Here is a 17,518-nt window from a genome sequence, read left to right as displayed (position 1 = left end):
CGCGGCCGGTCAGTCCCGCCGGGGCGGGTTGTCCACGTCGCGCGAGACGACTTCGCCCCGCTCGTCGACCCAGCCCTTCGGCCGGGCCGGGTTGCCCGCCACCAGCTGGTACGGCGCGACGTCCCGGGTGACCACCGAACCGGCGGCGATCATCGCGTACTCGCCCACCTCGATGCCGCAGACCAGGGTGGCGTTCGCGCCGATCGAGGCGCCCCGACGCACCAGGGTCGGCGTGATCTTCCAGTCCGGGTTCTGGGCGCGGGGCCGGAAGTCGTTCGTGAAGACCGCGCAGGGGCCCACGAACACCTCGTCCTCCAGGGTCACCCCCTGGTAGACGGAGACGTTGTTCTGGATCTTCACGAGGTCACCGACCGTCACGCCCGCGTCGACGTACACGTTGCGGCCGATGACGCAGCCGGCGCCCACCTGGGCGGAGGACCGGATGTGGGCCAGGTGCCAGACCTTGGTCCCGTCGCCGATCCGGGCGCCCTCCTCGACGTCGGCGGTGGGATGGACGAAGACGGCGGGGGCGGGGGAGTTGGTGTCAGTCATCGGATTCCTTCGCGCGGACGGAAACTCGGAGTAGCTTAGCGACCTGTCGTCACGGGCGATGTTCTGCCACCATTCGACAGCGACAGAGTGACGAATGGGGGCCCGGGTGCGCATTCTGCTGGTCGAGGACGACCGTCGGGTGGCCGCCGCGTTGTCGTCCGCCCTGACCAGGCGCGGATACGAGGTGGAGCACGCCGCCACCGTCGCGGCTGCGATCTCCGCCGCCCCATGTGACCTGGTGCTGCTCGACCTGACCCTGCCCGACGGCGACGGCACCGACCTCTGCCGGGAACTGCGGCGACGCAGCAACCAGCTCGGCATCATCGCGGTGACCGCCCGGGGGGAGGAACGGGACCGGGTGCTGGGGCTGCGGCTCGGCGCGGACGACTACGTGGTCAAGCCCTTCTCGATGGTGGAGTTGCAGGCCCGGATCGAGGCGGTGCTGCGCCGGGCCGCCCACGCCGCGCCGGAACGGAACCTGATCGAGGTCGGGTCGGTACGCGTCGACGTGGCCGCCCGTACGGTGACCGTGGCCGACCGCGCGGTCTCGCTGACCCGCAAGGAGTTCGACGTCCTGCTCTCGTTGGCCCGCCAGCCCGGTGTGGCGGTACCCCGGGACCGGATCCTGCTCGACGCGTGGGGAACCACCTTCGCCGATCGGCACACCGTGGAGGTGCACGTCGGCTCGCTGCGCGGCAAGCTCGGCGATCCGCGCCTGGTGGAGACCGTACGCGGTGTCGGCTACCGGCTGCGGGCCGAGTGAGGGGCCAGCGGTGCGTCGGCGCCTGGTGATCAGCTATCTGCTCCTGATGGTGCTGGTGCTGGTGGCACTGGGCACGCCACTGGCGGCGACCCTGGCCACCCGGGAAACCGACCGGGTCCGGGCCGATCGGGTCGCCGACGCCACCCGGTTCGCCTCGCTTGCCGGTCCGGCGCTGCGCAGCGGCACGTACGGCCCGCTCGTCACCGAACTCAGCAGCTACCAGGAGCTGTACGGCATCGGCGCGGCGGTGGTCGACCGGGACCGGGCGGTGGTGGTCGGTTCGCCGGACTGGCGGCCGGTCCTGAGCACCTACAAGGCGCTGGATGTCGCATTGTCCGGGCAGCAGAGCAGCGCGCCCGATTCCGTCTGGCCCTGGGTGGACGAGTCGATCGTGGTGGCGGTACCCATCAACGACGGCGGCGAGGTACTCGGGGCGGTGGTCACCGTCAGCCCCGCCGACGCGGTCCGCCGGACGGTCACCACCTGGTGGTTGCTCCTTGCCGCGCTGGGGCTGCTCGCCGTGCTGGCCTGCGTGCTCACCGCGTTCGGGCTGGCCGGCTGGGTGCTGCGGCCGATCACCGAGCTGGACGCGGTCACCCACGAGATCGCCGAGGGGGATCGGAGCGCCCGGGTGCAGCACCGGCTGGGCCCGCCGGAGTTACGCCGCCTGGCGGCCAGCTTCAACCACATGGCCGACGTGGTCTCCGACGTGATGGACCGGCAGCGGGCGTTCGTCGCGCACGCCAGTCACCAACTGCGCAACCCGTTGACCGCGTTGCGGCTGCGGGTGGAGGAACTCGGGCCCAGCCTGACCGACCCGCAGGGTCGCGCCGAGCATCAGCTCGCGCTGGAGGAGACCGACCGGCTGGCCCTGCTGCTGGACGCGCTGCTCACCCTGGCCCGCGCCGAGCGCCGGGAGAACCAGCGGGTGATCGTGGACGCGGCGGCCGTGGCCGCGTCCCGGGTGGCGGCCTGGGAGCCGCTGGCCCGGCACCGGTCGGTGACGCTGCGGTTGGCGGCCGAGCCGGCTCCGACGTACGCCCGGACCGTGCCGACCGCGATCGACCAGGCGCTCGACGCGTTGATCGACAACGCGGTCAAGTTCAGTGGCGCGGGCGGCGAGGTGACGGTCACCGTCGCGGCCCGTGACGACGGGGTCGAGCTGGAGGTGCGGGACACCGGCCCCGGGATGACCCGCAGTCAGCTCGGCCAGGCCACCGAGCGGTTCTGGCGGGCGCCGGAGGTGCAGAACGTGGACGGCGCCGGCCTGGGGCTGACCATCGCCGCCGTGCTGGTCGACGCCTCGGACGGCCGGCTCACCATGCATTCGAACTCGCCGCGCGGGCTGGTCGCCGCCCTGTGGTTCCCGTCGGCCGACGCCGCCGAGGAGTCCACCGCGCCGGAGCCGGCACCCTCCACCGTCGTCGTGGGCTGACCACATCGGAGAGCACCGGTAGTGCACGTGTGCGGTGAAATGTAGTATGACTGCTATCTTCTGGTGCACTGTTGTTACGGGGGAGGTGGGGCCATGACGGTGGACGCGAAGGCGGACGCCCCGACCGGCGCCGGGTCACCGGCCGGGCCGGGGATCACTTTGGACGTACGCGATCTGCGGATGCGCTACGGCAGCAAGGACGTGCTCGACGGGGTGTCGTTCACCGCCCGGCGCGGTGAGGTGCTGGCGCTGCTCGGCCCGAACGGTGCCGGCAAGACGACCACCATCGAGATCCTGGAGGGCTTCCGGATGCGCTCCGGCGGCCAGGTCGCCGTGCTGGGCGTCGATCCCGGGCACGGCGACGAGCGGTGGCGCGCCCGACTCGGCGTGGTGCTCCAGTCCTGGCGCGACCACAGCCGGTGGCGGATCCGGGAGTTGCTGGCCCACCTGGGCACCTTCTACGCGCCCTACTCGACGGAGCGGATCCGCCGGCCGTGGGACGTCGACGAGTTGATCGAGATGGTCGGTCTGACCGCGCACGCGCAGCAGAAGGTCGGCCAGCTCTCCGGCGGCCAGCGTCGCCGGGTCGACGTGGCGATCGGCATCGTCGGTCGGCCGGAGGTGCTCTTCCTCGACGAGCCGACCGCCGGCTTCGACCCGGCCGCCCGGCGCGAGTTCCACGACCTGGTGCATCGGCTGGCCGACCTGGACGACACCACCATCCTGCTCACCACCCACGACCTGGACGAGGCCGAGAAGCTGGCCGACCGGATCCTGATCCTGGCCGGTGGACGGATCATCGCCAGTGGCTCCGCAGACGAGTTGTCGCGGCGGATCTCCATCGACGCCGAGGTGCGGTGGAGCCGGGGCGGCGAGCGGTTCGTGCACTCCACCAGCGACGCGACCGGCTTCGTCCGGGAGTTGTTCGCACAGCACGGCGAGGAGATCGCCGACCTCGAGGTGCGGCGGGCCAGCCTGGAGGACACCTACATGGCCCTGGTCCGCGAGTACGAATCCGGGCGCGCCGACGGTGCGGCCCGTGCCTTCGAGGAGGTGGCCCGATGAACCCGTCGGTCCGGCCGTTGCTGGTGGCGGCCCAGGCGGGGCTGTCCCGTGGCCGCATCGAGTTGCGACAGACCTTCACCAACGCCGAGACGCTCTGGGGCTACCTGTTCCCGACAGTCGTCCTGCTGGTGGTGATGTTCTTCCTCCGGGACGCGCAGGTGCCCGGCACGGACTTCTCACTCGGGGCGCAGACCCTGCCCAGCACGCTCGGCATGACTGTGGCCTTCGGCGGGCTGGTCAGCGTGGCGTCGATCCTCACCGTCGAACGGGAGGACGGCACCCTGCTGCGGGCCAAGGCCACCCCGAACGGGATGTTCGGCTACCTGATCAGCAAGATCGTGCTGGTCACCGGGATGACCCTGGTCAGCGTGGCCCTGCTGCTCGTACCGGGGATCTTCCTCTTCGACGGGCTGATGCTGAGCAGCGTCTGGGCCTGGCTGACCCTGATCTGGGTGCTGGTGCTCGGGATGGTGGCGACCATGCCGATCGGGGCGGCCCTCGGATCGCTGATCTCCAACCCCCGTAACCTGGGGCTGATCATGCTTCCGATGATGGGTCTCATCGCCATCTCCGGCATCTTCTACCCGATCACCGTCCTGCCGGGTTGGCTCCAGGGGATCGGTCAGGTCTTCCCGGTCTACTGGCTCGGCCTCGGCATGCGCTCGGCGCTGTTGCCCGACGCCATGTCCGCGGTGGAGGTCGGCGATTCGTGGCGGCACCTGGAGACGCTGCTGGTGCTCGGCGGCTGGGCGATCGTCGGGCTGGCCCTGGCACCGGTGCTGCTGCGCCGCATGGCGCGCCGGGAGTCCGGGTCGAGCGTGGCGGCCCGCCGCGAAAAGGCCCTCCAGCGGGTGACCTGAGGACGTGCCGACATGAGTGAGCGTCAGCGAGCGAATCATCGGCGCAGTGTGGTGGTGCCTCATGGCGGCACGGAGTGCCGACATGAGTGAGCGTCAGCGAGCGAATCATCGGCGCAGTGTGGTGGTGCCTCATGGCGGCACGGAGTGCCGACATGAGTGAGGTGGTGTACAACCGGATCGCCATGCTGCGGGCGGAACGGGGCATCTCCCGCCGGCAACTGGCCGAGGCGTTGGGCGTCCACTACCAGACCATCGGCTACCTGGAGCGGGGCGAGTTCAGCCCCAGCCTGCACCTGGCGCTACGGATCGCCCGCCACTTCGAGGTGCCGGTGGAGGTGGTCTTCTCCGCCGAGCCGTTTCCCCGACTCGGTGACACCGTCGCCGGGCCAGCCGCCCGACCCGCCTGAGCTGCCGGCTCAGGGCTTGCTGTCGCGGTAGTACGCCACCGCACCCGGATGCAGCGGCAGTGGCGAGGTGGCGATCGCCGAGCGGGGGCTCATCCGGCCGGCGGCCGGATGAGCCGCCTCCAACTCGGAGCGCCGCTCCATCAGCAGCCGGGTAACGTCGCGGACCAGATCCTCCGGCAGGTCGGCCCGGACCAGCAGATAGTTGGGGTTGGCCACGGTGGTGACCGGGTCGATGCCGTACACCGAGCGAGGAATGTCCCGCGGCGCGTACACCTCCCGGTTGCCCCGGCGCATCGGGGCGGTCCATTCGCCGAGATCGACGATGCGGGCGGGATTCTCCCGGGCGAACTGGGCGACGGCGCGTACCGGCAGGCCGCCGGAGAAGAAGAAGGCGTCGATCTCACCGTTGCGCAGCGCGGCCACCGAGTCGTCCAGGCCGAGTTGCAGCCGTTGCACCTCGGCATCGTCCAGGTTCGCCACGGTGAGCAGCCGCCGCACCGTGATCTCGGTCCCGGAACCCGCCCCGCCGATGGAGACCCGCCGTCCCCGCAGGTCGGTCAACGTCCGCACCGGGCTGTTGGCGGTGGTGACCAGGTGCAGCAGGTCGTCGTAGACCCGGGCGACCGCCACCACCGCCGGATCCGGCCCCGGATCGCTTGCCAGCACGTCGGCCTGGGTGAAGCCGAGTTCGGCGGCACCGGCGTTGAGCAGGCCGACGTTCTCCATCGAGGCGGCGGTGACCATGACCTCCGCCCGTACGTTTGGCAGTTCCCGGTTGAGGATGGCGGCCAGCGACTGGCCGAAGGCGTGGTAGACGGCGGTCGGACTGCCGGTGGCGATGCGGATTCGTACCGGCTCGCCCGGATCATCCCGGCAGCTGACGAGGCTGGGCAGGACCAGCAGCACGACCGCCAGGAGGGCCACCCGGGCGTTGTGCCGCCCGGCTCGGGGGGCGTACCTGGTACGGGTCACGGGCAGCACTGTGCGCCGCCGGACCCCCATGGCGCAACCCCCGGGGTGGCGGAACCCGGCCCGACCGCGCTCGCGTACTCAGGCGACGGGGCGGTGTGCGCTCTCCTCGGCGGCGTGCCGCAGGATCCGCTCGCGGTCCGGTCCGTGGGCGACGCTTACCAGGTAGCAGCCGGTGCCGGGACGCAGCAGCGCCGGTACGTCGAGCAGTGCGGCACCCCGGACGAGGACGGCGGCGAGTTCCCGGTCGGTGATCCGTACGCCGAGAATGTGCCGGCGCACGTGTCGCCCACCCGCCAGTAGCGCGGCCCGCCAAGCGGCGGCGGCCAGCCGGGTACGCCACTGCCGGCGTGCCGTCGAGGCGCCGGGCACCGGCCCGCCGAGCAACTCCCGCCGGCCGCGCCGCCAGCCGTTCTCCATCATCGTCACGTACGCCGGACGGCGCTCGCGGGGCACGTGCAGCCGGTGCAGTTCGTAACGGCGGCGCAGCCCGCCGACGGCCAGTTCGTGGCGCACCGGAATCTCCAGGCGGTCGAGCAGCTGCCGGGTCCGGCGGGCCGCCTCCTCGCGGTTGAACTCGATCGGCGCCGGAAAGCCGGGCTGATGCCCGTGCCGCAGGCCCGGGCTGGCCGGCGGCGGCATGCAGCGCAGCAGGCAGGCTGTCTCGAACGCATCGGCGAGGGTCGTCCAGTCCAGTGGCGGCTGGATGGCCGACGGATGGGGCCGGTCGAGCAGGATCGGTTCAACCACCGGAGGCCTCCTTGCGGCGTCGGTCCTCCTTACGGTGACCTGTGACACCGGCGGGTGGTACCGATCCGGCCCAGCCTTGAGGAAATCTTGCGCCTGGTTACCGCGCGGAAATCGGCGCGCGGTAACCACGCGCCGTTCACAGCTCGGACACCACCAGGTCGACCTGGCGGGGGCGGCCCGCAGCGACCGGCTGCTCTTCCACGGTGTACTTCAGCTCGCGCAGGGTGGCCAGCAGCGCGTCGGCGGTACGCGGCCGGGCACCGGCGAGCAGCAGATCCCGGACCAGCCGCCCCTTGGTGGCCTTGTTGAAGTGGCTGACCACCGAGCGCACCGGTACACCGTCGACCTCCCGCTCGTGCAGCACCCGCACGGTCACGGTGCGCTCGGCGAGCGGGCCGCCTGGCGTCCAGGCGGCGGCGTACGCGCCGGAGCGCAGGTCCAGCACCGGGCCGGTGCCGGCGGCCACGGTCAGCACGGGTCCCAGCACCGGCCGCCACAACGCCGGCAGCGCGCCGGTGTCGGGCAGCCGGGCGGAGATCGGGCAGCGGTACGGCGGGATCCGGTCGGTCAACCGCACCGCACCCCAGAGGCCGGAGCTGACCAGGATCTGCCGCCCGGCGGCACGTTGCGCCGGCGGCGGCAGGGTGGCCAGGTCGAGGGCCTCGTAGAGCACCCCGGTGTAGATCCGGCCGGCGGGTGCGGTGGCGGCCCGGTCCAACCGGGCGTTGCGGCGCAACTCCTCGTGCTGGCCGGCGCCGAGCCCGAGCGCGGCCAACGCCGCCTCCGGCGCCCCGGCGCTGAGCGTGACCAACGTGGCCAGCACCTGCGCGCGTACCGGGTTCAGCTCCGGCAGCGAGAGCCGGTCCAGGTCGAGCCGGCGACCTTTACCGGCGTCGGCCTTGCCCTCGGAGGGCGGCAACAGGATGAGCATGTGACTCCTCGACGTCCCGGTCGGCACCTCGCGACCGGGCCCGGCCAGCGTACGGCGGCGTCAGCGCCAGGGTCGTGGCGGTGTCGTCGGGTGGTACACGCGATACCCGCCGACCTCGGCGAGCAGTGCCGCGCCGCTCTGTTCGCCGAGCAGTTCCCGGAGCCGCCGGTCGGCCGGGGTGCCGGTGGCCAGCACGTATCCGGGACGCGCGGCCCGGGCCAGCCGGGTCCAGTACGCGGGGTAACGGTTCAGGCCGGGACGCAGCTCGTCGTCGAGCACCCCGCAGACCACCTCCTCGGCGGTGTTGAAGACGAGCCGGTTACAGGTCCAGTACGCGCCGTACACCTCGCGTAGCCCGGCGGCGCGGACCGTCGCGGCCAGGGCCCGCGCCTGCCGCTCCTCCCGGCGACCCGGTGCCGCGCCGACGGTGGCGAAGAGCAGGGTCACCACCAGCGAGGTCACCGCCAGCGCGGCCAACCCGGCGGTGGCCGCCGCACCGGCCAACCGACCCGGGACACCGAGCGTTCCCCGCCACCCGGCCACCGCCGCCCGCCACAGCGGCCACAGCACCGCCGGCAGCGACAGTTGCAGCACCGACAGGTAGCGCGCGTTGCCCAGCGGATCCGTCGCGGCGAGCGGGCTGCGCACGTACGACAGCAGGGTGAGCGCCGCACCGGCGACCAGCGCCAGCTGCACCACCGGCGCGACCCGTTCAGCCCGTCCACCGGCTCGGCGGTACGCGCGCACCGCCAGCACCGCCGCGGCGACCAGCAGCAGCGGGTAGAGCACGCCGAACCACTCCTGCCAGCGGGCGCAGCCGGTGAGCGGGCAGAGCCCGCTGGCCAGCGGTACGCCCTCCAGCAGCCCGCCGTCCAGCCGGCGCGGCCAGGACGGCACGGCCCCGGTGCCGCCGCTTATGGCGCGCAGCACCGACAGGGAGTCCTTTCCGGGCGGGGCGACCAGGTTGTCGTAGATCATCGGGGCGACGCCGACGGTGAAGCCGGCGACCAGCAGCAGCCCGGCCCCGCCGAGCAACTCCCGGCGGACCGCCCAGACCAGCGCCAGCCCGGCCACCGCCAGGTAGGGCACGATCAGCCAGTCCGACCAGAGGGCCAGCCCGGCGAGCAGCCCGAAGCCGCCGACGGCCAGCCACCGGCGGCGGACCGTTCCCCGGGCCAACCCCAGCACGACCAGCAGCATGACCAGCACCGCGACCTTCACCTCCGGCCGACCGCCGACCGTGGTCACCTGGTCGCGGATGACCCGCTCGGAGCCGAGCGCCAGCAGCCCGACGACAAGCGTGGCGAACCACGGTGAGCCGATCCGCCGGGACAGCCGGTGGATCAGCCAGAGGAACAGCGCGTAGAGCACGAGCACCGGCAGCCGCAGCACCGGCCAACTCGGGCCGGTCACCGCGATCAGCGGCGCGGCCAGGTAGGACTGGAGCATGCCCATGTAGTGCTGTCCGTAGAGAAAGACCGGGTGCTCCCGGCCCTGCGCGATGTGCAGCGCGGCCAGCCCGAAGGTCGCCTCGTCGCTGTTGGAGACCGGCACGGTGCTCAGCACGAGGAACAGCCGGTAACCGATCCCGACCAGCCCGAACAGCAGCGCGACGAACGCCGCCCGGTCCACCCGCCCCGCCGAACCCACCCCACCCCTCACCTCTGGTGTAAGGAAGGGCCCCTTTTAACGCCTCGTGTATAGGAAGGGCCCCTTCTTAACAACTGGCGTACCGGGAGCGCGGATGCGGGACCGGCGACGAACCGGCGCACCTGGCGTGGGTGCGTCGTGCCTGGGCGAGCTGCCGGATGGGCTGGTCCCGGGTGCCGGGGCGGCTCGCGTGGCCGAGGTCGCTGGCGTGTGGCAGGGTTGCAGCGTGCCACCCACTGCCGCTGGCCAACTGGCCATACCGAACCTGCACCGGGCCGCGCGGATCGAGGACGCCGTGCACTCGCTGGTCGAGCGCCGGCTGCGGCGGACCGGCTGGCGGATCAACATCATCGCGTACACCGGTTATGGTGCGCCCGGTTGGGTGCGGGTGATGTGCCGGGTGCTGTTGGGGCGGCCGGACACCCGGCAGCGGGGTCGGCTGGAGAAGGTCCGCGGCTGGCGCAGCTTCACCACCCTGCCGGCCAAGCACGTCACCGTGACGATCGAGACGGGCGGGGTGGTGCACGAGGCGCAGGCCGACCGCAGCGGTTTCATCGACACCACGCTGGCGGCGGACCTGCCGCCAGGCTGGGGTTCGGTACGGCTCAGCATGCCGGATGCCGAGCCGGTGGACGCCCCCGTACGCATTCTGGACCCGGAGGTCCGCTTCGGCATCCTCTCCGATATCGACGACACGGTGATGGTGACCGCGCTACCCCGACCGCTCCTCGCCGCCTGGAACACCTTCGTCCTGGACGAGCACGCCCGGGCGGCGGTGCCCGGCATGGCGGTGCTCTACGAGCGGCTGGTGACCGCCCACCCCGGTGCCCCGGTGTTCTACCTGTCCACCGGTGCGTGGAACGTGGCACCGACGCTTACCCGGTTCCTGTCCCGGCACCTCTACCCGGCCGGGCCGCTGCTGCTCACCGACTGGGGGCCGACCCACGACCGCTGGTTCCGCAGCGGCCGAGAGCACAAGCGGGCCACCCTGGCCCGGCTGGCCAAGGAGTTCCCCGACGTACGCTGGCTGCTCGTCGGCGACGACGGACAGCACGACCAGGAGATCTACCGGGAGTTCGCTGCCGCCCATCCGGACAATGTGGCGGGCGTGGCGATCCGCCGTCTCTCGCCGACCCAGGCGGTGCTCGCCGGTAGCCTGCCGGTTCCGCACGACGGTCCGGAAGAGGGGCCGGTGGGGCAGAAGTGGCTCTCCGCGCCCGACGGGGCCGGACTCTGGACCCTGCTGCGCGGCGCCGGCCTGGTCTGATCCCCCTCCCGCCGCTACCCGCTGTGCGGGGCGTCAGCTACCCGGGGTCAGCTCGACCTCGCCGGTGCAGCCGGCCAGCGTACGACGGTCTTCAAGCAGGTCGATGACGGCCTGCCGGTTGGCGATCCGCGCCTCCGAGAGCGCGTCGGGGGCCTGTCGCTGGCCCGCGATGAAGGCGAGGTTGTTGCGTACGGCGCTGTCCAGGCCGTCGCAGTCCTCCGCCGCGCCACCGTTGAGCGCCGCGTTCGGGTCCGCGTCCGGCACCTCCACCTCGCCGGTGCAGCCGGCCGCCGCGCGCCGCTGTTCGAGCTGGTCGATGACGGCCTGCCGGTTGGCGATGCGGGCCTCGGAGAGCGCGTCCGGGAACACCAACTGGTCGGCGATGAACGCGAGGTTGTTACCCACGGCGGTGTCCAGGCCGTCGCAGTTCTCGCTGGCCGAACTGGTTCCCGTCGCCACCGCGAAGGCCATCCCCAGGGTCACCCCGATCGCCGCGACGCCCGCGATCTTCCGCTGTCGCGGCGAGGTCCCGCGCCTTCCGGCCGTGCGTCCGCTGCCTGCCATCGATCCTCCGCCCGGTCGCGTCACTTGCCCCCAGGGGTACGGACGCAGAGCGCGGACGGTTCAGCGTTAATAAGGGACCCTTCCTATACACGAGGCGTTAATAGGGGGCCCTTCCTTTCACGTCAGGTGGAGCCAGAGGGCGCCGAGTGGGGGGACGCGGAGGGCGGCGGAGGCCGGTTGGCCGTGCCAGGGGATCGGCTCGGCGTGCACGGTGCCGAGGTTGCCGACGCCGGAGCCGCCGTAGTGGTGGGCATCGGTGTTGAGGATCTCGGACCAGGCCCCGGCGGCCGGCAGGCCGATCCGATAGTCCTCCAGCGGAAGCGCCGAGAAGTTGGCCACGCAGACCAGGGTGCTTCCGTCGGGGGCGATCCGGATGAACGAGACGGTGTTGTTGGCGACGTCGTCGCCGGCGAGCCAGCGGAAACCGGCCGGGGAGGTGTCCTGTGCCCAGAGGGCCGGCGCGTCCCGGTAGACCCGGTTGAGGTCGGCGACGAGCCGCTGCACGCCGGCGCGGGCCGGGTCGTGCAGCAGGTACCAGTCGAGGCCGCGTTCCTCGCTCCACTCCCGGTCGTCGGCTAGCTCGCAGCCCATGAAGAGCAGTTGCTTGCCCGGGTGCGCCCACATGTACGCCAGCAGCACGCGTACGTTGGCCAGCCGTTGCCACTGGTCGCCGGGCATCTTGGCCAGCAGCGAACCCTTGCCGTGCACCACCTCGTCGTGGCTGATCGGCAGCACGTAGTTCTCGCTCCAGGCGTACGCCAGGGAGAAGGTGAGCTGGTTGTGGTGGTGCTGCCGGTAGATCGGGTCCTTCGAGGTGTAGAGCAGGGTGTCGTGCATCCAGCCCATGTTCCACTTGAAGCCGAAGCCCAGCCCGCCGTCGCTTGTCGCCTGGGTCACCCCCGGCCAGGCGGTGGACTCCTCGGCGATCATCACCACGCCGGGATGGTGCTTGTAGACGGTCGCGTTGGTCTCCTGCATGAACGCGATGGCCTCAAGGTTCTCCCGGCCGCCGTACTGGTTCGGCGCCCACTGCCCGTCGGAGCGGGAGTAGTCCAGGTAGAGCATCGAGGCGACCGCGTCCATCCGCAGCCCGTCGACGTGGAACTCGTCCAGCCAGTACAGCGCATTGGCGACCAGGAAGTTGCGGACCTCCCGGCGGCCGAAGTCGAAGACGTACGTGCCCCAGTCGGGATGCTCGCCGCGACGCGGGTCGGGGTGCTCGTAGAGCGGGGTGCCGTCGAAGCGGGCCAGCGCCCAGTCGTCCTTGGGGAAGTGTGCCGGCACCCAGTCCAGGATCACCCCGATCCCGGCGGCGTGCAGCCGGTCCACCAGGTAGCGGAAGTCGTCCGGGTCGCCGAACCGGGACGTCGGGGCGAAGTAGCCGGTCACCTGGTAGCCCCAGGAGCCGCCGAAGGGATGCTCCATCACCGGCAGGAACTCCACGTGGGTGAAGCCCAGCTCCACCACGTACGCGGCCAACTGCTCGGCCAACTCCCGGTAGCCCAGGCCGGGCCGCCACGAGCCGAGGTGCACCTCGTAAACGCTCATCGGCTCCTGGTGCGGCTGCCGCTGCGCCCGCCGGGCCAGCCAGTCCGCGTCCGTCCACCGGTACGTCGAGCGGTGCACCACCGATGCGGTGGCCGGCGGCACCTCCGCGTACGCGGCCAGCGGGTCGGCCTTGTCCCGCCAGTGCCCGTCGGCACCGAGGATCCGGTACTTGTACCGGGCACCGGCCGGTGCTCCGGGCACGAAGATCTCCCACACGCCTGAGGAGCCGAGCGAACGCATCGGCCAGCCGTCGTCGGGTGCCCAGCCGGTGAAGTCGCCGATCACCCGTACGCCCCGGGCGTTCGGCGCCCAGACCGCGAAGGCCACCCCGCCGTCGAGGACGCGGGCACCGAGCGCCGCCCAGAGCCGCTCGTGCCGACCCTCGCCGATCAGGTGCAGGTCCAGCTCGCCCAGGGTCGGCGGATGGCGGTACGGGTCGTCGTGTGCCTGCCCGTCCACTTCGATGCGGTAGTCGAGCACCTCACCGGGGACGATCGCCTCGAAGACGCCGACGTCGTGCACCCGCTTCGTCGGGTACCGCCGTTCGCCGACCAGCACGTTCACCTCGCCCGCGCCCCGGCGCATGGTGCGGATCACCGTACGCCCGTCCGCCGGATGCGCCCCGAGCACGGCGTGCGGGTCGTGGGTCTCCCCGGAGATCAGCTGGTCCATCGGGTGTCGTCCTTCGTGGCGGAGTCGGTGTCGCTGCGGGGAGCGGCGGCGGTGTCGGTACCGGTGGCGGCCGGCAGGGTGAAGACGTGCGCGGGTTGCAGGTACGGGTCGAGGCGTACCGCGTTGCGCTGTCCCCAGTCGTAGCTTGCCCCGGTCAGCTCGTCGTGCACGGTGAACCGGTCGTGCCAGTCCAACCCGAGCGCCGGCATGTCCAGGGTGGTGTTGCCCCACTGCACGGTGTGCGAGTCGAACGAGCAGACCACAAGCACCGTGTTGCCGGTGACCGGATCCCGCTTGGACCAGCAGAGCAGCGCCGGGTTGTCGATGTCGTGGAACACCAGGTTGCGCAGCCGGTGCAGGGCGGGATTGGTTCGGCGTACCCGGTTGAGGGTGGCGATGAACGGTGCCAGGGACCGCCCCTGCGCCTGGGCACCCGCCCAGTCCCGGGGCCGCAGCTCGTACTTCTCGTTGTCGAGGTACTCCTCCGCGCCCGGCCGGGCCACGTGCTCGAAGAGCTCGAAGCCGGCGTACATGCCCCAGGAGGGGGAGAGCAGCGCGGCAAGCACCGCCCGGATCTTGAACATCGGCGGCCCGCCGTACTGCAACGAGGCGTGCAGGATGTCCGGGGTGTTGGGCCAGAAGTTCGGCCGCATGTAGTCGGCCGCCGCCACCAGCTCCGCGCAGTACTCGCGCATCTCGGCGGCCGAGGTCCGCCAGGTGAAGTAGGTGTACGACTGGGTGAAGCCCACCTTGGCCAGCCCGTGCATCATCGCCGGTCGGGTGAACGCCTCGGCCAGGAAGAGCACGTCCGGGTCGGTCCGCTTGACCTCCCAGATCAGCCAGTGCCAGAAGTCGACAGGCTTGGTGTGCGGGTTGTCCACCCGGAAGATCCGCACGCCCTCGCCGACCCAGTGCCGCACCACCCGCAGGATCTCGGCCCGGATGCCCTCGGGGTCGTTGTCGAAGTTGAGCGGGTAGATGTCCTGGTACTTCTTGGGCGGGTTCTCCGCGTACGCGATGCTGCCGTCGGCCCGGGTGGTGAACCACTCCGGGTGCTCGGTCACCCACGGGTGGTCCGGGGCGCACTGCAACGCCAGATCCATCGCCACCTCCAGGCCGTGCTCGGCAGCGGCGGCGACGAAGTCGCGGAAGTCCTCCGGCGTACCCAGATCGGGGTGGATGGCGTCGTGCCCGCCCTCGTCGGCGCCGATCGCCCACGGCGAGCCGACGTCGTCCGGGCCGGCGACCAGACTGTTGTTGGGACCCTTGCGGTTGACTCGGCCGATCGGGTGGATCGGCGGCAGGTAGAGCACGTCGAAGCCCATCGCGGCCACCCCGGGCAGCCGCTCGGTGGCGGTGGCGAAGGTGCCGGAGCGGGCCGGCGTGGCGCCGGTGGCCGGGATCGCCCCCTCCGAGCGGGGGAAAAATTCGTACCAGGCGGAGAAGAGGGCCCGCTCACGGTCCACCCAGATCCGGTACGTTTCGCCGGTGGTGACCAGCTCCCGCACCGGATGCGCCCAGAGCAACTCGGCCAGCTCCAGCGCCGGGCCGACCCGTTCGGGCAGCGCCCGCTCGGTGTCCCGCAGGGCCTTCACGGCCTGGTCGAGGCTCGCCCGGTCGGCTGCGGGCACCAGGTCGGTGGCGGCGGTGAGCACGCGTACGCCCTCGGCCAGGTCGTTTGCCAACTCTGCCGGGCCCTGGCCGGCGGCGATCTTCTTGGTCACCGCGTTGTGCCAGGTCAGGTAGGGATCGCTGAACGCCTCCACCGTGAAGATCCACTCGCCGACCGCGTCGGGTGTGATCGTGGCGTGCCAGCGGTCCTTACCGGGCTCGCCCGGCCGCATCCGGGTGAACGGCCGGGCCAGCCCGTCCGGGCCGAGCCAGACCACGTTGCAGCCGAGGGCGTCGTGCCCCTCGCGGTACGCCGTTGCTGACACCGGCACCAGCTCGCCGACCACGGCACGGGCCGGGTAGCGACCGCAGGAGACGAGGGGGGAGACGTCTTCGATCGGGAACCGTCCGCTCACCGCCTCAACCTACTGTGCGAGATCGCCTCGCGCTCGTCTGACCAGCAAACAAGATCTTGGACCCGGGCTGCCCCGCCCAGCCATGATCGTTGACGTCGGGGCGACTCGACACGCCGAGAAAAGGGCAGCAAAAACGTCAACGATCAACGCTCACGTCGGGCGAGGGGCGAGCATGCGAGGCTCAGGCAGGCGGCTCCGCCGCCACAAACGACCCCTTGCCCTGGTGCACCTCGATCCAGCCCCGCTCATCGAGGATTCGTAGCGCGAACCTGATCGGCGTCGGGCTGGCCTGGTACTGCTCGCACAGTTGCGCGATGGACGGCAACTTGTCTCCAGGTTGCAGCGCGCCGGACTGTATCGACGCGATCACATCGGCGATGATCTGCTCGTATACGGGTTGTCTGGGCATGGCAACGGCCTCTCGTCAGCCCGTCGAGCATGCCACGCCAATCCTGCATCCTGTGCGTGCAGTGTTGGCTGTGTATACACTGCACGCTAGTTTCTAGTCTGGCTCTCTCGTCAGCAACGGAGCGCCTTCGAAAGTGGGCGGGGTGGCGTCCCGTGCCGCCCCGCCCCGCCCTGCCCCCGCCCTGCCCCCGATCTGCCCCTGATCTGCACGGCTCTGGGTGCGTTTCTTGTTGCCCTGACGACAACAAAGGCACCCAATGGAGGAGGCACAGATGCGTGAGCGTCAACATGACGGGCCGCTGCCACCGGCGTACCCGGTTCCGGGTGGTCGTCCGCGACATCCCGATGGTGACCGGGTGCCCATGCCGCCGCATCCTGGTCGTGCGGCGTTCACCCGGCGGCGGTACGCCCACGGCGTCGGCGTGGCGCTGCTCGTACTCCTGCTGATCCTGGTCTGGGCGCTGCGGTGAGGGGCCGGCGGTGAACGAGTTACCGGTGGGCCGGCGGGTCGCGCAGTGGCGGGTCCGGCGCAACATGACGCAGCAGCAGTTCGCCGACCGGCTCGGCAAGTCCAAGAGTTGGGTCGACAAGGTGGAGCGCGGGGTACGCCGGCTGGAACGGGTCTCCAACCTGCGGGAGATCGCCGACGCGCTCCGGATCGACGTGCAGGTCCTGTTGGCGGAGCGACCCGAACAGCCGGCACCCGCCGACGCCGGTGTGGAACGGATCCGGGCCGCCCTGGCGCGGTACCACGTCGAGAAGGCCGCTCGGCCGCCCGACCTCGCGCAGTTGCGGGCCAGCCTCGAACACGCGAAGCAGAGCTACCGGCACGCCCGCTATCCGGCGCTGCTCACCCTGCTGCCCGGTCTGCTCGACGCCGTGCGGATCACCCGGGCCGGGCGGGCCACCGACACACTGCTGGTGCCGGTGTACGGCCTCATCGCGTTGACCCTGGTAAAGGTGGATCAGGCAGAGTTGGCGTGGTTGGCCGCCGACCGGGGGATGGCCGTCGCCCGCTCCTCCGAGGACCCGCAGGTGAGCGCGGTCGCGACCGTACCGCTGTGTCAGGCCCTACGTTGCTGCGACCGCAACGGGGCCGCGCTGCGAGCCGCCGCCGTGGCCGCCCACCGCCTCGGGCCCTCCGGCTCCGCTACCAGCCTCGGTCCCTCCGGCTCCGCTACCGGCATCGCGCCGCCCGGGTCCGGCGTCGGGTCGCTGCGCGGGACGTTGCTGATTCAGGCAGCCCTGGCCGCCGCCGAGCGGGCCGACCACGACAGCGCCCGGAAGCTGATCGACCAGGCCGTCGAGGTCGCCGACGCTTTCACCGGCAACGGCGGGTTCGGACGCGCCGCGGTGCAGGCCGCCCACGTGCTCGTCGAGGCCGCGCGTGGAGACCTTCCGGTGGCGACGGTACGCCACGAGCGGCTGCTGGCCAGTGACGGTTGGCGGTGGCTGCCGCCCGAGCATCGGGCCGCGCACCTGCTCGACGTGGCCCGCGCGTACGCCTCGGCTGGCGAAATGTCCCGGGCGTGCCGAGCCCTGCTCGACGCGGAGCGCGCCGCACGCAGCGAGGTACATGATCGCCCGGCAGCCCGCGACCTGGTCGCCGCCGTGGCCCGCTCCGCCGTCGCGCCCGCCGCCCTGTCCCGC

At 71.7% G+C, this 17,518-nt stretch carries 17 protein-coding genes; 8 read left to right on the top strand and 9 right to left on the bottom strand.

Going from position 1 to position 17,518, the window contains the following annotated elements; genetic code table 11:
* Positions 1-9: 9 nt before the first annotated feature.
* Positions 10-552, bottom strand: a complete 543-nt coding sequence (locus AC507J_RS08755; RefSeq protein WP_496288569.1) for an acyltransferase — start codon at positions 550-552, stop codon at positions 10-12.
* A 94-nt stretch (positions 553-646) separates the two neighbouring features.
* Between AC507J_RS08755 and AC507J_RS08750 the strand changes: the two genes are divergently transcribed.
* From AC507J_RS08750 to AC507J_RS08730, 5 genes are all read left to right on the top strand, one after another.
* Entirely contained in the window at positions 647-1,315 is a 669-nt protein-coding gene (locus tag AC507J_RS08750) for a response regulator transcription factor (protein WP_496288568.1), read from the top strand.
* A 10-nt stretch (positions 1,316-1,325) separates the two neighbouring features.
* Complete coding sequence (locus AC507J_RS08745) at positions 1,326-2,750, top strand: sensor histidine kinase (RefSeq protein WP_496288567.1); 1,425 nt, start codon at positions 1,326-1,328, stop codon at positions 2,748-2,750.
* Positions 2,751-2,930: 180 nt separating this feature from the next.
* Positions 2,931-3,815, top strand: coding sequence for an ABC transporter ATP-binding protein (locus AC507J_RS08740; protein ID WP_496288770.1), 885 nt, complete (start codon positions 2,931-2,933; stop codon positions 3,813-3,815).
* Positions 3,812-4,675, top strand: coding sequence for an ABC transporter permease (locus tag AC507J_RS08735; protein ID WP_496288566.1), 864 nt, complete (start codon positions 3,812-3,814; stop codon positions 4,673-4,675). The genes AC507J_RS08740 and AC507J_RS08735 overlap by 4 nt, the downstream gene beginning before the upstream one ends.
* 152 nt (positions 4,676-4,827) lie before the next feature.
* Positions 4,828-5,082 carry a helix-turn-helix transcriptional regulator gene (locus tag AC507J_RS08730; protein ID WP_496288565.1) on the top strand — a complete coding sequence of 85 codons (255 nt, stop codon included), beginning with the start codon at positions 4,828-4,830 and terminating at the stop codon, positions 5,080-5,082.
* Positions 5,083-5,091: 9 nt separating this feature from the next.
* Here the strand turns inward: AC507J_RS08730 and AC507J_RS08725 are convergent, their stop codons facing one another.
* From AC507J_RS08725 to AC507J_RS08710, 4 genes are all read right to left on the bottom strand, one after another.
* Positions 5,092-6,084, bottom strand: coding sequence for a TAXI family TRAP transporter solute-binding subunit (locus AC507J_RS08725; RefSeq protein WP_496288564.1), 993 nt, complete (start codon positions 6,082-6,084; stop codon positions 5,092-5,094).
* Between the two features lie 48 nt (positions 6,085-6,132).
* Positions 6,133-6,801 carry a hypothetical protein gene (locus tag AC507J_RS08720; protein WP_496288563.1) on the bottom strand — a complete coding sequence of 223 codons (669 nt, stop codon included), beginning with the start codon at positions 6,799-6,801 and terminating at the stop codon, positions 6,133-6,135.
* Between the two features lie 136 nt (positions 6,802-6,937).
* Positions 6,938-7,732: a peroxide stress protein YaaA gene (gene yaaA, locus AC507J_RS08715; RefSeq protein WP_496288562.1), complete on the bottom strand. Its 795-nt coding sequence runs from the start codon at positions 7,730-7,732 to the stop codon at positions 6,938-6,940.
* A gap of 60 nt (positions 7,733-7,792) precedes the next feature.
* On the bottom strand, positions 7,793-9,382 hold the full coding sequence (locus tag AC507J_RS08710; RefSeq protein WP_496288561.1) for a glycosyltransferase family protein: 1,590 nt from the start codon (positions 9,380-9,382) through the stop codon (positions 7,793-7,795).
* 226 nt (positions 9,383-9,608) lie between these two features.
* Between AC507J_RS08710 and AC507J_RS08705 the strand changes: the two genes are divergently transcribed.
* Complete coding sequence (locus tag AC507J_RS08705; protein ID WP_496288560.1) at positions 9,609-10,649, top strand: App1 family protein phosphatidate phosphatase; 1,041 nt, start codon at positions 9,609-9,611, stop codon at positions 10,647-10,649.
* 33 nt (positions 10,650-10,682) lie between these two features.
* Here the strand turns inward: AC507J_RS08705 and AC507J_RS08700 are convergent, their stop codons facing one another.
* The 4 genes from AC507J_RS08700 to AC507J_RS08685 form a co-directional block, all read right to left on the bottom strand.
* Positions 10,683-11,213, bottom strand: coding sequence for a hypothetical protein (locus tag AC507J_RS08700; protein WP_496288559.1), 531 nt, complete (start codon positions 11,211-11,213; stop codon positions 10,683-10,685).
* Positions 11,214-11,330: 117 nt separating this feature from the next.
* Positions 11,331-13,433 (bottom strand): 1,4-alpha-glucan branching protein GlgB, encoded by a 2,103-nt coding sequence (gene glgB / locus AC507J_RS08695; protein ID WP_496288558.1) that lies wholly within the window; start codon positions 13,431-13,433, stop codon positions 11,331-11,333.
* Positions 13,421-15,460: an alpha-1,4-glucan--maltose-1-phosphate maltosyltransferase gene (locus tag AC507J_RS08690; RefSeq protein ID WP_496288557.1), complete on the bottom strand. Its 2,040-nt coding sequence runs from the start codon at positions 15,458-15,460 to the stop codon at positions 13,421-13,423. Before AC507J_RS08690 ends, glgB begins: the two co-directional genes overlap by 13 nt.
* Positions 15,461-15,641: 181 nt before the next feature.
* A complete protein-coding gene (locus AC507J_RS08685; RefSeq protein WP_496288556.1) occupies positions 15,642-15,869 on the bottom strand; it encodes a winged helix-turn-helix domain-containing protein in 228 nt (75 codons plus the stop codon).
* Positions 15,870-16,140: 271 nt separating this feature from the next.
* On the opposite strand from AC507J_RS08685, the gene AC507J_RS08680 reads away from it, so the two are divergent.
* Both AC507J_RS08680 and AC507J_RS08675 read left to right on the top strand, forming a co-directional pair.
* Entirely contained in the window at positions 16,141-16,338 is a 198-nt protein-coding gene (locus tag AC507J_RS08680; protein ID WP_496288555.1) for a hypothetical protein, read from the top strand.
* Positions 16,339-16,348: 10 nt separating this feature from the next.
* The coding region (locus tag AC507J_RS08675) for a helix-turn-helix domain-containing protein (RefSeq protein ID WP_496288554.1) at positions 16,349-17,518 on the top strand (1,170 nt) is incomplete at its 3' end.

This window comes from Micromonospora sp. PRAS1, from assembly GCF_059553435.1.
Note: the sequence above shows the minus strand (reverse complement) of the source record. Positions and strands in the feature narration are given on the sequence as shown.

Bases quoted from the DNA above. Each gene is read 5' to 3' on its own strand.
- AC507J_RS08755 (WP_496288569.1), bottom strand. From the start codon at position 552: ATGACTGACACCAACTCCCCCGCCCCCGCCGTCTTCGTCCATCCCACC.
- AC507J_RS08750 (WP_496288568.1), top strand. From the start codon at position 647: ATGGGGGCCCGGGTGCGCATTCTGCTGGTCGAGGACGACCGTCGGGTG.
- AC507J_RS08740 (WP_496288770.1), top strand. From the start codon at position 2,931: ATGCGCTACGGCAGCAAGGACGTGCTCGACGGGGTGTCGTTCACCGCC.
- AC507J_RS08735 (WP_496288566.1), top strand. From the start codon at position 3,812: ATGAACCCGTCGGTCCGGCCGTTGCTGGTGGCGGCCCAGGCGGGGCTG.
- AC507J_RS08730 (WP_496288565.1), top strand. From the start codon at position 4,828: ATGAGTGAGGTGGTGTACAACCGGATCGCCATGCTGCGGGCGGAACGG.
- AC507J_RS08725 (WP_496288564.1), bottom strand. From the start codon at position 6,084: ATGGGGGTCCGGCGGCGCACAGTGCTGCCCGTGACCCGTACCAGGTAC.
- yaaA (WP_496288562.1), bottom strand. From the start codon at position 7,732: ATGCTCATCCTGTTGCCGCCCTCCGAGGGCAAGGCCGACGCCGGTAAA.
- AC507J_RS08700 (WP_496288559.1), bottom strand. From the start codon at position 11,213: ATGGCAGGCAGCGGACGCACGGCCGGAAGGCGCGGGACCTCGCCGCGA.
- glgB (WP_496288558.1), bottom strand. From the start codon at position 13,433: ATGGACCAGCTGATCTCCGGGGAGACCCACGACCCGCACGCCGTGCTC.
- AC507J_RS08685 (WP_496288556.1), bottom strand. From the start codon at position 15,869: ATGCCCAGACAACCCGTATACGAGCAGATCATCGCCGATGTGATCGCG.
- AC507J_RS08680 (WP_496288555.1), top strand. From the start codon at position 16,141: ATGCGTGAGCGTCAACATGACGGGCCGCTGCCACCGGCGTACCCGGTT.